General features: G+C 67.5%; 13 protein-coding genes and 2 pseudogenes. 7 read left to right on the forward strand and 8 right to left on the reverse strand.

Annotated features, from left to right (window positions below; all coding sequences use genetic code 11):
* Positions 1 to 268 precede the first annotated feature (268 nt).
* Positions 269 to 586, forward strand: a complete 318-nt coding sequence (locus AC07NN_RS12560) for a DUF1476 domain-containing protein (RefSeq protein WP_494641157.1) — start codon at positions 269 to 271, stop codon at positions 584 to 586.
* 167 nt (positions 587 to 753) lie between these two features.
* Here the strand turns inward: AC07NN_RS12560 and AC07NN_RS12565 are convergent, their stop codons facing one another.
* A complete protein-coding gene (locus AC07NN_RS12565) occupies positions 754 to 2,748 on the reverse strand; it encodes a M13 family metallopeptidase (RefSeq protein WP_494641159.1) in 1,995 nt (664 codons plus the stop codon).
* Positions 2,749 to 2,942: 194 nt separating this feature from the next.
* On the opposite strand from AC07NN_RS12565, the gene AC07NN_RS12570 reads away from it, so the two are divergent.
* Genes AC07NN_RS12570 through AC07NN_RS12580 form a run of 3 tightly spaced genes read left to right on the forward strand, consistent with a single transcriptional unit; the run spans position 2,943 to position 5,899 of the window.
* Positions 2,943 to 4,088 carry a Gfo/Idh/MocA family protein gene (locus AC07NN_RS12570; RefSeq protein ID WP_494641161.1) on the forward strand — a complete coding sequence of 382 codons (1,146 nt, stop codon included), beginning with the start codon at positions 2,943 to 2,945 and terminating at the stop codon, positions 4,086 to 4,088.
* An 11-nt stretch (positions 4,089 to 4,099) separates the two neighbouring features.
* A complete protein-coding gene (locus tag AC07NN_RS12575; RefSeq protein WP_494641162.1) occupies positions 4,100 to 5,452 on the forward strand; it encodes a Gfo/Idh/MocA family protein in 1,353 nt (450 codons plus the stop codon).
* Positions 5,453 to 5,461: 9 nt separating this feature from the next.
* Complete coding sequence (locus AC07NN_RS12580) at positions 5,462 to 5,899, forward strand: cupin domain-containing protein (protein ID WP_494641164.1); 438 nt, start codon at positions 5,462 to 5,464, stop codon at positions 5,897 to 5,899.
* Positions 5,900 to 5,911: 12 nt separating this feature from the next.
* Here AC07NN_RS12580 and AC07NN_RS12585 read toward each other — a convergent pair whose 3' ends face one another.
* Complete coding sequence (locus tag AC07NN_RS12585) at positions 5,912 to 6,421, reverse strand: DNA-deoxyinosine glycosylase (protein WP_494641166.1); 510 nt, start codon at positions 6,419 to 6,421, stop codon at positions 5,912 to 5,914.
* On the opposite strand from AC07NN_RS12585, the pseudogene AC07NN_RS12590 reads away from it, so the two are divergent.
* Positions 6,407 to 6,566: pseudogene (locus tag AC07NN_RS12590) on the forward strand (hypothetical protein); the annotation flags it as partial. The gene AC07NN_RS12585 and the pseudogene AC07NN_RS12590 sit on opposite strands and share 15 nt — an antisense overlap.
* 32 nt (positions 6,567 to 6,598) lie before the next feature.
* On the opposite strand, the gene purB reads toward AC07NN_RS12590, so the two are convergent.
* From purB to AC07NN_RS12605, 3 genes are all read right to left on the reverse strand, one after another.
* Complete coding sequence (gene purB, locus AC07NN_RS12595) at positions 6,599 to 7,909, reverse strand: adenylosuccinate lyase (RefSeq protein ID WP_494641168.1); 1,311 nt, start codon at positions 7,907 to 7,909, stop codon at positions 6,599 to 6,601.
* A gap of 166 nt (positions 7,910 to 8,075) precedes the next feature.
* Entirely contained in the window at positions 8,076 to 9,578 is a 1,503-nt protein-coding gene (locus AC07NN_RS12600) for a spinster family MFS transporter (RefSeq protein ID WP_494641170.1), read from the reverse strand.
* A gap of 108 nt (positions 9,579 to 9,686) precedes the next feature.
* Positions 9,687 to 11,021 carry a spinster family MFS transporter gene (locus AC07NN_RS12605; RefSeq protein WP_494641172.1) on the reverse strand — a complete coding sequence of 445 codons (1,335 nt, stop codon included), beginning with the start codon at positions 11,019 to 11,021 and terminating at the stop codon, positions 9,687 to 9,689.
* 100 nt (positions 11,022 to 11,121) lie between these two features.
* Here AC07NN_RS12605 and AC07NN_RS12610 point away from each other — a divergent pair, with 100 nt between their 5' ends.
* Positions 11,122 to 11,748, forward strand: coding sequence for a glutathione S-transferase family protein (locus AC07NN_RS12610; RefSeq protein ID WP_494641174.1), 627 nt, complete (start codon positions 11,122 to 11,124; stop codon positions 11,746 to 11,748).
* A 23-nt stretch (positions 11,749 to 11,771) separates the two neighbouring features.
* Positions 11,772 to 11,913: pseudogene (locus tag AC07NN_RS12615) on the forward strand (hypothetical protein); the annotation flags it as partial.
* Positions 11,914 to 11,954: 41 nt separating this feature from the next.
* Here the strand turns inward: AC07NN_RS12615 and AC07NN_RS12620 are convergent.
* The 3 genes from AC07NN_RS12620 to AC07NN_RS12630 form a co-directional block, all read right to left on the reverse strand.
* Entirely contained in the window at positions 11,955 to 12,599 is a 645-nt protein-coding gene (locus AC07NN_RS12620) for a VOC family protein (RefSeq protein ID WP_494641176.1), read from the reverse strand.
* Positions 12,600 to 12,698: 99 nt separating this feature from the next.
* Positions 12,699 to 13,154 carry a hypothetical protein gene (locus tag AC07NN_RS12625; protein ID WP_494641178.1) on the reverse strand — a complete coding sequence of 152 codons (456 nt, stop codon included), beginning with the start codon at positions 13,152 to 13,154 and terminating at the stop codon, positions 12,699 to 12,701.
* 17 nt (positions 13,155 to 13,171) lie between these two features.
* Positions 13,172 to 13,651: a hypothetical protein gene (locus tag AC07NN_RS12630; protein WP_494641180.1), complete on the reverse strand. Its 480-nt coding sequence runs from the start codon at positions 13,649 to 13,651 to the stop codon at positions 13,172 to 13,174.
* Between the last annotated feature and the right edge of the window lie 695 nt (positions 13,652 to 14,346).

The following is a 14,346-nucleotide window of genomic DNA, read 5'->3' on the forward strand; positions in this document are numbered from 1 at the left end:
GTCCTGTGGAACCTACCTGAATGAGCGCTGTGGCGCAAACACGGGCGGGGTTTTTCGGTCTATGCTCCGACCTTAAACGTCACCTGCGGCTTATCCGCCGATTGCAGCGGAGGGCGGCACGGGATATGCAGCCGGCTCACGAGCATGATAGCCGAAAGTGGATGCCGGTTTCGGCGACTATCATGCTCCAAATGTTTAGAACTGGAGCCTGTCGCCGCCAGACTGACTTGTCTGGCCGCGACAGGCTCCGGGCGCACTTGGGGCCTTCATGACCACCTTCGACGAACGCGAACAGGCTTTCGAACGCAAGTTCGCGAACGACCAGGAACTTGAGTTCAAGGCGACCGCGCGCCGCAACCGCCTGCTGGGCGAATGGGCTGCCGGCCTGATGGGCCTGGCGACGGTCGAGGAATATGCGCGCGCCGTGGTGAAGTCGGACTTCGAACAGCCCGGCGACGAGGACGTGTTCCGCAAGGTCTTCCAGGATCTGTCGGGTTCGGGCGTCGCGGCGTCCGAAGGCGAGGTTCGCATGAAGATGGCCGAACTGCTGGCCGTCGCGCGCGAACAGCTGAAGGCCGGCGAGTAAGCTTCTCGCTTAAGCCGAACGAATGAGGCCGCCCCAAAGGGCGGCCTTTTTCTTTTGAGCTGTCATCCCGGGCGTAGCGCAGCGAAGATCCGGGACCGCAACAGGCTCAGAGTTTCCGGCGGTCCCGGATCGCGCCAGGGCGCGTCCGGGATGACAACGGAAGGCGCCTACCAGATCCGCGAGCGCTTCTCCGGCGGCAGGTAGAACTTGTCGCCGGCCTTGACGCCGAACGCCGCGTACCAGGCGTCGACGTTGCGCGTCGGGCCGATGACCCGGAAGTTCGACGGCGAGTGCGGGTCGGACGCCATCTGCTGCTTCAGCGAATCGTCGCGCGACTTGTCCTGCCAGCTCTGGGCAAAGGCCAGGAAGAAGCGCTGGTCGCCGGTCATGCCGTCGATGGTCGGGGCGGGCTTGCCCTTCAGCGAGGCGTGGTAGGCGTCGTAGGCGACCTGCAGGCCGGCCAGATCCGCGATGTTCTCGCCCATGGTCAGGGCTGGGTTGATCTTCATGCCCGGCACCGGCTCGTAGGTCCCGTACTGACCGCCCAGCACCGCCGCCTGGGATTCGAAGCGCTTGGCGTCCTCGGCGGTCCACCAGTCGCGCAGCTTGCCGGTGTCGTCGATCTTGCGGCCCTGGTCGTCGAAGCCGTGGCTGATCTCGTGGCCGATGACCGCGCCGATCGCGCCATAGTTCACGGCCGCGTCCGCCGCCGGGTCGAAATAGGGCGCCTGCAGGATGCCGGCCGGGAACACGATCTTGTTCTCCAGCCCGCCGTTGTAGGCGTTCACCGTCTGCGGGGTCATGGCCCACTTGCCGTGGTCGACCGGCTGCCCCAGGTCCTTCAGGGTGTAGGCCCACTCGAATTGACCGCTGCGGCGGACGTTGCCGTACAGGTCGTCGGCGTCGAGCTTCAGGCCGGTATAGTCGCGCCACTTGTCGGGATAGCCGACCATCACCGTCATCTTCGACAGCTTGGTCAGGGCCGCCTGCTTGGTGGCCGGGGCCATCCACGGGGCCTTCTGGATGCGCTCGGCCATCGCCACCTTCAGATTGGCGATCAGCTCGACCATCTGGGCCTTGGACGAGGGCGGGAAGTACTTGGCGACATAGGCCTGACCGACCAACTCACCCAGGCTGCCGTCGACCAGCTGCACGCCGCGCTTCCAGCGGGGACGCAGCTGGGTCTGGCCGCTCAGGACCTTGATGTAGTCGAAGCGGCTGTCGACGAAGCGCTTGGAGAGGTACGGCGACATCTCCAGCACGCCCTGCACGGTGCGCCAGGCCTTCAGGGTCTCCAGCGGGGTGGCGGCGAACAGCTTGGCGAGATCGCGGACGGCCGTGTTCTCGCCCAGCACCACCTGGCTGCGGCCCGTGATGCCGGCGGCGGCCAGGTAGTCGGCCCACGGCACTTCCGGCGCATAGGCCTGCAGCTCGGCCATGCTGACGGGGTTGTAGACCTTGTCGATGTCACGGCGGTCGGCGACGGCCCAGCTGACCTTGGCGATGGCGGTCTCGAAGGCGACCACGTCGGCGGCGGCCTTGGCCGGGTCGGCGTAGCCCGCCATCTTCAGCGCCCGCTCGGCGAAGGCCGCATAGGCCGCCAGCTGCGGCTTGAAGCCGTCGGTCAGGTAGTAGTCGCGGTCCGGCAAACCGAGGCCCGACTGGCCGATATAGAGCGTGTTGAGCTCAGGGTTCTTGGCGTCCGGATAGATGTCCAGCGAGAACAGGTCTGGGCCGAAGCCGCCGTGGGCCTGGCCCATCGACTTGGCCATCTCAGCCTTGGACGAGATCGCCTGGATCGCGGCTAGATCGACCTTCAGCGGGGCGTCGTCGACCTGCTCGACCTTGGCCTCGTTGGTGAAGCCCTTGTAGAGCGCGCCGATCGGGGTCGAGGCGTCGGCCGTCTCGATCAGGGTGCGCAGCTGGTCCTGCGAGCGGTTGTAGACGTCGTAGCCGACGCCGGCCGAGGCCTGGTCGGCGGGGATGGTCGTCTTCTTCTCCCAGGCGCCGTTGGCGAATTTGTTGAAGTCGTCGCCCGGCTTCACCGCGACGTCGCGGGCCGTCAGGTCGACGCCCCAGGCGCCGTACATCGGCTTTTCGGCGGCGAAGGCCGCGCCGGAGATCGCGGCGACCGAAACGGCGGCCAGCAGGAAGATGCGCATGTGTAGGATCCCAAACCCCTCAGAAGCGGGGATGCTGCACCATGCGCACCGGCGGCGCAGATGAAAAACTTGTAATCTCCCAAGCGCAGGGCCGATCGCCCTCCCGGCGAGCGAAAAGGGATTTCCCTCTGCCCGGTTCAATGGTCTGATCTCCCAAAAGATTGGTCAGGCCAGGCTGGCGCGTGGAGGAAACGATGAATGACCTTGCGAGCCGACGGGCTTTCATGATGGCGGCCGGTGTCGGCGGGGCCGCTCTGGCGGGCGGCGAGGCCCTGGCGCAAGCGGTGCAAGAGGTCGCCGGACCCGGTCCGGTCGTGACGTCTCGGCACAAGATCAGGTTCGCGGTGATCGGCCTCGACCACTACCACATCATGAGCATGACGGCGGCCGTGAAGCGGGGCGGCGGCGAGTGCGCGTGGGTCTACGCCTACGGCAATGACGCCAAGCAGCTGGCCGACTTCAGGAAGCAGCACGGCGACGTGCCCGTGGCCGCCAGCATCGACCAGATCCTGAACGACAAGTCGATCCAGCTGGTCGCCGCCGCCCCGATCCCCGACCAGCGCACGCCGCTGGGCCTGAAGGTGATGGCGGCGGGCAAGGACTATCTCGCTGACAAGCCGGGCATCATCACCCTGGAGCAGTTGGCTCAGGTGCGCGCGGCGGTGAAGAAGACCGGCCGCAAGTACGCGATCATGTACTCCGAGCGGCTGGAGGTGCCCTCGGCGATCAAGGCCGCCGAACTGGTCCAGGCCGGGGCGATCGGCAAGGTCGTGCAGACGGTGAACCTGGCGCCGCACCGGATCGGGACCGGCCGTCCGGACTGGTTCTGGGACAAGGCCCGCTACGGCGGCATTCTCACCGACATCGGCTCGCACCAGGCCGACCAGTTCCTGTTCTACACCGGCAGCAAGACCGCCAAGGTCGTCGCCAGCCAGACCGGCAACATCGCCAACACCGACCATCCCAAGTTCGAGGACTTCGGCGACATGACCGTCGTGGGCGATGGCGGCACGGGCTATGTCCGGGTCGACTGGTACACGCCCGACGGCCTGGGCGTCTGGGGCGACGGGCGGCTCTTCATCCTCGGGACCGAGGGCTATATCGAGCTGCGCAAATATATCGACCCGACGGGACGGCCGGGCGGCAACCACCTGCTGATCGTGGACCGCAAGCAGGCCCGCTACATCGACTGCAACGCCGTCACCCTGCCGTTCGGACCGCAGTTCGTGAACGACATCGTCGAGCGCACCGCGACCGCCCAGGACCAGGACCAGGCCCTGCTGGCCGCCGAGCTGGTGCTGACGGCGCAGAAGACCGCGACCAAGCCGGTCCTGGGTTAGGGGAGGGGACGATGAGCAAGCTTACGCGTCGTGGCGTCATGGCCGCCGGCATCGCCTTCCCGACCATCGTGCCGGCCACGGTCTTCGGCCAGAACGCGCCGTCGAACCGGATCAATATCGGCGTCATCGGCGTGGGCCGCATCGCCCGCGGCCACGACATGGCCGAGACCTTCAAGTACGACCATGCCCAGATCCTGGCGGTCTGCGATGTCGACTCCAAGCGGCTGGCCCTGGGCAAGCAACTGGTCGACGAGACCTATTCCAAGAAGTTCGGCCGCCCCTGGGACAGCGCCCGGACCTATGCCGACTATCACGAGGTGCTGGCCGCCAAGGATCTGGACGCGGTCATCATCGCCACGCCCGACCACCAGCACGCCATCCTGGCCACCCACGCGGTCAAGGCGGGCAAGGACGTCTACCTGCAGAAGCCGGCCTCGCTGACCATCGCCGAGGGCCGGACCATGGCCGACGCGGTGGCCAAGACCGGACGCATCCTGCAGATCGGCTCGCAGCAGCGCTCGGACAAGCCCTGGCCGCAGTTCCGCCGCGCCTGCGAGCTGGTCCGCAACGGCCGCATCGGCCAGCTGAAGCATGTCGAGGTCGGCCTGCCGGGCGATCCCTCCGGCCCCGAGGCGCCGCAGCAGCCGATCCCGGCCAACCTGAACTACGACGCCTGGCTGGGCTCGACGCCGGAGGCCTACTACACCGAGATTCGGGTACATCCGCAGGACAGCTTCGACCGGCCCGGCTGGCTGCGCTGCGAGCAGTTCGGCGCGGGCATGATCACCGGCTGGGGCACCCACCACGTCGACACCGCTCACTGGGGCATGGACATGGAGCACTCCGGCCCGATCGAGGTCTGGGGCTCGGCCGAGTTCCCCAAGAGCGGCCTGTGGAACGTGCACGGCAAGTTCCTGACCCATGCCCGCTACGCCAACGGCGTGACCATGGACATCTCGGGCGACTTCCCGAACGGGGTGAAGTTCATCGGGACCGAGGGCTGGATCTTCGTGGCCCGCGACGCGGCCGTGACGTCCAGCGATCCCAGCTTCGGGGCGAAGCCGATGCCGGCGCTCAGCGCCAGCAGTCCTAAGATCCTGGACAGCGTCATCGGCCCGAACGAGGTCCATCTGCGCCGCTCCGAGGAACAGCACGGCGACTGGCTGGACTCGATCCGCACGCGCAAGCCGCCGTCGGCGCCGGCCGAGGTCGGCCACCGCGCGTGTTCGACGTGCCTGCTGCACCACGCGGCCATGAAGACCGGCCGCCACCTGCGCTGGGATCCGAAGGCCGAGCGCTTCATCGGCGACGACGAGGCCAACGCGATGGTCAGTCGCCCGCAGCGCAAGCCCTACACGTTCTAGGGGATGGCGATGATCACCCGTCGCGACATCGCGATCGCCGCTGGGGCGGTGGTGCTGACCTTGGCCGGCGTGGCCGTCGCCCAGGCGCCCAAGCCGGACCTGCTGGGTCCCTCGGTCTGGCGCTGGGACGACCTCAAGCCCCACGACACCGACGTCGGCGCCTACGCCCAGATCGTCCGTGCGCCGACCGCGACGCTGGACGAGCTGGAGATGCACGTCACCACCCTGAAGCCGGGGCTGAGTTCGCACGCGCCGCATCAGCATCCGAACGAGGAGCTGGTGATCATCCGCGAGGGTGAGGTCGAGGTGCTGTCGGGCGGGGTCTGGAAGAAGGTCGGGCCGGGCGGGGTGGTGTTCAATGCGAGTAACAGCCCGCATGCGTTGAAGAACGTGGGGACCACGAACGCCGTCTATCACGTGATCAACTGGAAGCCGCCGACGCGCTAAAAATCCCTCTCTCTATGAGAGAGAGGTTCTAAGGGCCCCCCAAGCTTCCGCTTTCTGCTTGAACGTCCGCGCCGCATGCGCCGGAGACGACGAGGGCAGGGCGATCGTCGCTATGCGCTCGCCGATCAGCCGCCCACCCAGCTTCGCCGCCGTGCCACCGTTGAACGCCACCACCCGCAGCGCCGGCAGGCCTTCAATCAGCTTCACCAGATCATTCGCCGCCGGATCACGGATCGCCGCGTCCAGGCTCCCGGGCCGCTCGGCTTCGGCGATCACGTCCCAGAGGCCGACGCCGTGCGCCAGCAAGGCCGCCAGCCGCGCCTCGTAGTCCAACGGCACGAGCGCCACGTCCAGCACGCCCTCCATCAGCCGCCAGAAGGCGTTCCTGGGATTGCCGTAGTACTGCTGAACCGCCAGCGAGGCCTCGCCCGGCAGGCTGCCCAGGATCAGGACGCGGGTATCCGCGTCGACGACCGGCGGGAAGCCTGATTTGCGCAAGGGACTGGGTTGGAACTGCGTCATGCACAACCATACCCGTCATTCCCGCCCTTGTGGCGGGAACCCCTCTATCCGCCGCAGGTGCGGGAGGGGCGGACTGCTGAGCAGTCCGCTTGCATCTCACGTGTCAGCTGAACCAGAGGTTCCCGCCACGAGGGCGGGAATGACGGTGATTTTTGATGGCTCAGCGCAGAGTGGTCCCTAGCCCTGTTCCCCGAAGACGCGCTTGAAGATCACGTCGACGTTCTTGGTGTGGTAGCCGAAGTCGAACAGCTCCTCGAGCACCGCGTCCGACAGGGCCTTGGAGACCACCGGGTCGGCCTTGAGGAAGTCGATGAAACGACCCTCGCCGCGCCACACCTTCATCGAGTTGCCCTGCACGGCGGCATAGGCGTCCTCGCGCGACACGCCTTCCTGCGTCAGGGCCAGCATGACCCGCTGCGAGAAGACCAGGCCGCCCAGCTTGTCCAGGTTCTTGGCCATGTTGTCGGGATAGATGTTGAAGCGCTCGATCACCCCGGCGAGACGGCGCAGCGCGAAGTCGAGGTGGATGGTGGCGTCGGGGCCGATGCCGCGCTCGACCGACGAGTGGCTGATGTCGCGCTCGTGCCAGAGGGCGACGTTCTCCATCGCCGGCACCACGGCCGAGCGGACCAGGCGGGCCAGGCCCGTCAGGTTCTCGGTCAGGATCGGGTTACGCTTGTGCGGCATGGCCGACGAGCCCTTCTGGCCCGGATCGAACGGCTCTTCGGCTTCCAGCACCTCGGTGCGCTGCAGGTGGCGGATCTCGGTGGCCAGGCGCTCGACCGACGAGGCCACGACGCCCAGGGCCGCGAAATAGGCCGCGTGGCGGTCGCGCGGGATCACCTGGGTCGAGACCGGCTCGACGGCCAGGCCCATCTTGTCGGCCACGTGCTGTTCGACGCGCGGGTCGACATTGGCGAAGGTGCCGACGGCGCCCGAGATCGCGCAGGTGGCGATCTCGAACTTGGCCATCGCCAGGCGCTCCTTGGCGCGCTGGAACTCAGCGTAGTAGCCAGCCAGCTTCAGGCCGAAGGTCAGGGGCTCGGCGTGGATACCGTGGCTGCGACCGACGCAGACGGTCATCTTGTGCTCGAGCGCACGGCGCTTCAGAGCGGCCAGGACCAGGTCGACGTCTTCCAGCAGAAGGTCAGTGGCCTTGCTCAGCTGCACGGCGAAGCAGGTGTCCAGCACGTCCGAGCTGGTCATGCCCTGGTGCAGGAAGCGGGCTTCCGGACCGACGATCTCCGACACGTGGGTCAGGAAGGCGATGACGTCGTGCTTGGTGACGCGCTCGATCTCGTCGATGCGGTCGCTGTCCCAGACCGCGTCGCGGCCCTTTTCCCAGATCGTCTCGGCGGCGAGCTTCGGGATGGTCCCGATCTCGGCCATGGCGTCGGCGGCGTGGGCCTCGATCTCGAACCAGATCTTGTACTTGGTCTGGCTGGACCAGATGGCGGCGGCTTCGGGGCGGGCGTAGCGGCTGATCATGGGCGGGCGTTTCGGCCGCTCGGGCCGGTGAGTCAAGGGAAGAGACTTATTACTTGCCCCCTCCGCGCTGCGCGCTCCTCCTCCGGAGGGGGAAGAAGACGCCGCGATCCTTCTTCCCCCTCCGGGGGAGGAGGATGCGCAGCATCCGGAGGGGGCAAGTAGGCGACTAAGCCCCCGCGCGTTCCTTCATGTGCTTGACCATGCCGATCGCGGCCAGGGCGTAGTGGACGCCGGCCCAGGCGTAGAAGCACAGCGAGACGATGATGCCCTGCTGGCTCGAAACGGCCAGGGTGGTGCGGCAGTGGGCGGCCAGCTCGGCCGGGGAGCCCTTGGGCGCGACGCCGCCGGGACAGGTCGCCGCGAAGCTCTGGCCGCCTTCCGCCCCGAACGAGGCCATCACGCTTTGGACCACGCCGCCGGCGTTCGGGGTGTTGAAGTGGAACTGGGCCAGGTGATCGATCAGCCAGCCGGCGAAGACCGGGCCGCCGCCCAGGGCGATCAGGTTCAGGAAGAAGAACAGCAGGGCCGTGGCGGTGGCGCGGCGGCGCGGCTCGAACGAGTTCTGAACCACGGCGAAGGTCGGGGCCAGGTAGACGTAGTGGAAGATGCCCGGGACCAGCAGGATCATCGCCGTCGCCTTCCAGTCGCTCTGGAGGTAGGCGAGGATGTAGATCGGCGTGCAGATGATCAGGCCGATGGCCGGCACCCAGGCGTACCACTTGACGCTGCGCTTGCCGGCCCAGTCGCTGATGAAGCCGCCGACCAGGGTGCCGACGCCGGCCGAGAAGCCGCCGATCAGGCCGGTGATCAGGCCTACCTGCGCCAAGCCTAGCCCGAAGGCCCGCACGAAGTAGGACGGCACGAAGGCGCCCGAACCGTACGAGCCGAACGAGGCGATGGTCACGCCCAGCACCATGTTCAGCACGGGCCACTTGAAGAACAGCACCTTGAAGACGGCCCACAGTTCGGAGAACTCGGTCGCCATGGAGAAGGCCGGCTTCGGCGCCGGTTCGACCACCAGGGCCTCGGCCTCCAGCGGGCGCTCGACGACCTCGGAATGGCCGCGCGGCGGCTCCTTGACCACCAGCTTGACGATCAGGGCCAGGATGATGCCCGGCAGGCCGACGATGACGAAGGCCACGCGCCAGCTGAACTCCTGGGCCAGCCAGCCGCCGGCCACCGCGCCGAACATGGTGCCCAGCGGGATGCCGAACGAATAGATCGACAGGGCCGAGGCGCGCTTCTTGGGCTCGTAATAGTCGCTGATCAGCGAGTGGCTGGGCGGCGAGCAGCCGGCCTCGCCGACCCCGACGCCGAAGCGGTAGAGGGCCAGCTGGGCGAAGCTGGAGGCCGAGCCGCACAGGGCGGTGAAGCCCGACCAGATGACCAGCGACAGCGAGATGATGCTGACCCGGTTCCAGCGCTCCGCCAGGCGGGCGATCGGGATGCCCAGGACGGTGTAGAGCAGGGCGAAGTAGAGGCCGCCCAGCAGGCCCAACTGGGTGTCGGTGAGCCTCAGGTCGACCTTGATGGCCTGGCCGATGGTGGCGATGATCGTCCGGTCGATGAAGTTGAAGGTATAGGCCGCCAGCAGCAGGCCCAGCACCGTCGCCTTGTAACCGTTTGAATAAAGCGGCGGTTCGCCGCCGGACGCACGCGCGTCGGCCATCCTGACTCTCTCCCTTCAAACATTTGTTCTACTGTTTGAAGGGACTGTAGACGTTGCGGAAGGCGAAGCGCCAGAGGCTAAATTTCGAGCCTCCGGCGCCTCGCGAAATCAGGCCACCATCTCGTCGCGAATGGTCTTGCGGGCCGCCCAGAACAGCCCGAAGGCGGCCAGGCCCAACGTGGCCGAAACCATCAGCGCCCAGCGGACGCCCTGCGCCTCGCCCAGCCCCATCGGGCCGGCCAGCACGTCGCTGAGGATGCCCACGGCCAGCGGACCCAGACCCAGGCCGATCAGGTTGATGACCAGCAGCAGCACGGCCGAGGCCGTCGCCCGCAGCGCCGGATCGACGATGCTCTGGGCGGTGGCGTAGACCGGGCCGTACCACAGGGTTCCCAGCAGGGCGTTGATGGCCAGCAGGCAGATGGCGGTCATCGGCGCATCCAGGCTGACGGCGGTGATGAAGATCGGGATGGTGATCAGCGAGGCGACGGCCGGCACGGTGACATAAGCCCGCAGGTCCTTGGCTCCCAGGCGGTCGGCGAAGACCCCGCCGAGCCAGGCGCCGATGACGCCGGCCGTGCCGCCGATCAGGCCCAGCGCCAACCCTAAGAAACCGGCCGACTTCAGGCCGAACATGGACGCCAGCTGGGCGAGCTCGGGGCCGTGGTTGCGGAAGAAGAACGAGGAGGTGAACGGCGCGTGGCCGTAACCGATGAAGGCCTTGATCGAGGCGGCCAGGGCCACCAGCCAGAAGGTCTTCTTGGTCGCCAGCACCGCCAGGGCGGCGGCGAAGCTGATCTGGGAACTGGCGCGGGCGGCCATCTCGGCGGCCAGCTTCTTGCGCGGCTCCACCAGGGTGAAGGCGGCGATCAGGGCGAAGATGACCCCCGGCGCGCCGGCGACCATGAAGGCCACGCGCCAGCCATAGGCGTCGGCGATCAGCCCGCCCATGGCCATGCCGGCCAGGGTGCCGAGCGGCGTGCCGATCGAATAGAAGGCGATGGCGCTGGCCCGCTTCTCGCGCGGCACATAGTCGGTGATCAGCGAGTGGGCTGGCGGGGTGCAACCGGCTTCGCCGACGCCCACGCCGATGCGGGCCAGGATCAGCTGCCAGAAGTTCTGGGTGAAGCCGCACAGCACCGTGAAGGCGCTCCAGGCCGCCACCGAGGCGCCGATGATGAAGGGCCGGTTCCTGGTCTCGGCCAGCCGCGCGATCGGGATGCCCAGCACGGTGTAGAAGATGGCGAAGGCGAGACCCGTCATCATGCCCAGCTGCCAGTCGGCCAGGTTCAGGTCGCGCTTGATCGGCTCGGCCAGGATGTTGACCACCTGCCGGTCCAGGAAGTTCAGGGTGTAGATGATCAGCAGAACCCAGAGGGCGTAGCGGCGATAGGCCGTCGAGACGGGGGCGATAACGGGTGACGGCGTGGCGGCTTCCGCCATGGACTCTCTCCCTCGAACATTTGTTCTAATCGTTGAGGCCACCTTAGACGCACGGTAAGCGGAAGCGCCATCCGGCAATTGCGTCAGGGGAAGAGAGCTCATGGAACTCGTGATCGGCACCAAGGCATGGTCCACCTGGTCCTTGCGTCCGTGGCTGGCGCTCAAGCGCACCGGCGCGGCGTTCGAGGAGATCGAGGTCGAACTGCGCCAGGGCGAGGTGACCACGGCCAGGATCGGCGAGATCTCGCCCAGCAAGCTGGCCCCGGCCCTGAAGGACGGCGACCTGGTGGTCTGGGACTCGCTGGCGATCTGCGAATACCTGGCCGAGAAATTCCCCGAGGCGAAGCTGTGGCCGGCCGACCCGACCCTGCGCGCCCTGGCCCGCTCGTCGGCGGCCGAGATGCATTCGGGCTTCCAGTCCCTGCGCGGCGAATGCCCAATGGCCCTGGACGAGGCGCCCCGCAAGCTGGACCTCTCCGAGGCGACCCAGAAGGACGTGCGCAAGATCGTCGAGCGCTGGAACCAGCTGCTCGCGCGCTCGGACGGGCCGTTCCTGCTGGGCGACTGGTCGATCGCCGACGCCTTCTGGACGCCGGTGGCGACGCGCTTCCGCACCTACGGGATCGCGCTCGCGGACCATGGCGACGCGGGGGCGGCGCAAGCCTATGCGCAGCGCCTGCTGGAGACGCCGGAGTTTTTGGCGTGGGAGCGGGCGGCGAAGGGGTAGGGGCGGTTCGCAGTTCGCCACCCATATTTCCTCCGTCATTCCCGCCCTTGTGGCGGGAACCCCTCTGTCCGCCGCAGGTGCGGGAGGGGCGACGTGCTGGGCACGTCGCTTGCGCTTCACGTGCCAGCTGAACCAGGGGTTCCCGCCACAAGGGCGGGAATGACGGCGGTTTTAAAGGTAGAGATGACCCGGGAGCGTTGTCGGCCCTAGCCCTTGCGCGGCTTGTGCAGTTCCGGCTGCACCAGCGCGTGGATGTCGATGCCGTAGATCGTCAGGCCCTCGATATTGGCGTTGTCGATCGAGACGCCCGACATGTTGATGTCGTCGAAGCGCGCGCCGCTGAGATTGATGTCGGTGAAGCTGGCCTTCGACAGGTTCACGTTCTCGAACCGCGCCTGAACCATGCCGCAGTTGACGAAGCTGATGCCGCCCAGCCGGCGGTTCTCGAAGCACGGCGCTTCTGGCGGCTTGGGCGCCGCGAGCGGCTGGCCAACGTCGATACGGTTGCCGTCCAGGTCGGCGAAGACGAAGGCCCGCAGGCCGTAGTCCTTGTCCTGTAGCGACTTGACGATCCGCGCCCCGGCCGCGACCAGGCGCTCATGCAGGGCGTCGACATCGTCGACCATCAGATGGGCGATATTGGTCGTCGAGGCCTTGTGGTCCTTGACCAGGTTCAGATGCAGCTCAGCGCCGTCCTTCTCCAGGATCATGAAGCCGACCGGGTCGCCGTTCTCGAAGGTCTTCGTAAAGCCCAGGACGTCTCTATAGAAGGCGTAAGCGGCCTGGATGTCGCGCGTGAAGGCGGACGCGGCCAGGCGGCCGAACCGGATGGTCGAGGTCGATGAGGTCATCGCTCGTCATGTCCCTATGGAAGGGCAGGGGCGGCGGTGCGCATGCCCGGGTGCGGAGCGGTGTCCGGCTCCGACCCTGCCATAGGGAGATTGGGAGGCCTAGAGCCCTTCGGGGACGCCGTTCTTGACCGGCGGCGGGCTGCAGCGGCCGGCGCGGGCCTGGACCACGTAGAACAGCGCGCGGCCCTGGGCGAAGGCGCTGTGCTCGGCCAGCGGGTTGGTCGGCTGGCCGGTGGTCAGGCTCAGGGCCTGCTCGCCGTTCGGCGCGGCCTGGCCCAGCGAGGCCTGGTTCCATTTGCTGAGCGCCGGCGCGCAGGCGGCGACCACGGCCTCGGCGACCACCTCGGCGCTGTCGCGCGAGCCGGCCAGGCTATAGGCCCAGCGGCGCGCGCATTCCTCGACCGGAGTGGACGGATCGGCGGCGGCGGTGACCCCGGGCGCGGTCTTGAAGTCGGCGCAGATCTTGGAGTTGGCCATGCCCTCATGCGGGTTCTCGCATGCGACGAGGCCGAGGGCGGCGAAGGCCAGGACGGCCATCACAGGTTTGCGGATCATCTTTGGATTTCCGTCACTTAGCGGGGGCAGATCTGGACGGCGCGCGAGTTCAGCTTCCCGCGTTCGTCGTAGTACGAGATCGTGGCGTCGCGGCAAACGCCGCCGCCCGTGGTGTTGGAGACCTGCTGATAGGTCCCGCCGGTGTTGGTGGCGACCGGGTTGCCCATGTGGTCGTAATAAACCTGACGGACCTGTTGGGGCTGCGGCCGGGCCTGATAGCTCGACGCACCGCGCGAGCCGCCGCTGTAGTAGGCCGTCCGGGTGCGGCAGCCGCTCTTGCCGATCTCGCGACCGACCAGGGCGCCGCCCAAGCCGCCCACGATCAGGCCCGTGCCGCCACGCTTGATGGCGTTGCCGACCAGCGCACCGCCTAGGCCGCCGATCACGGTGCCCGTGGCCTTGCGGCTGCGGCAGGTGGCGGCGTCCGCGTCGGTGGGCGCCAGAGCCGGCAGGGCCATGGCGCCGATGGCCAGGCCGATGACGATGAGCCGGGTCATGTCATGTCCTCGTCGTGAAAATCCCTCGGGCTCACAACGCGGCTGGCGTGCAGAAGGATGCGAGGGAGTGTCGGCGAGGCGACTTGGGGGGGCGGCCCTAGATCCCTCTCTCATGGAGAGAGGGAGGGGCCCGCGCCGTAGGCGTGGGAGGGTGAGTGGGTAGGCGAAGCCCGTGGACGATCCTGGCGCTGTTGCGAGCTATGTGCCGGCACGCCGGCTGAGGGTGTAACCACTCACCCTCCCATGCTGCGCATGGGCCCCTCCCTCTCTCTAAGAGAGAGGGGGTTGTGCGCGGTCTATCCTCGGCGTTCGCGATCTCGATCTCAGCAAAATCAACCACTTCTCACTTTTATGCGCCCGCCAATCATCCGCGTTCAGCCCTGCCCCATACTCTTCCTCACCTGATGGCTTGAAAGGGACGTCCGGCCGGCGACTTGGGCGGCTGTCAGGGGTAGTCGAGCGGGAAGCGCTCGCCGGGTCTCTTCGGAGACTCGCCTTCGCGACGGATCCAGAAGCGGGTTCCCTGAAACATCGGGACGAAGCCCTGGCGGCAAAGGCTTTGGCGAGCGCGGCAGGCACGGGCTGAAATCGCCTGTGTATCCGGGACTGGGGTCGCCACCTCAGCCCGCCCGTCGGGGGCCTCTTCCGGAGCGGGTTAAGACCCCGCGCCCCGGAGGCTCATCGGATAACGGCTG

Source organism: Caulobacter sp. GW821-FHT09H08 (assembly GCF_059415885.1).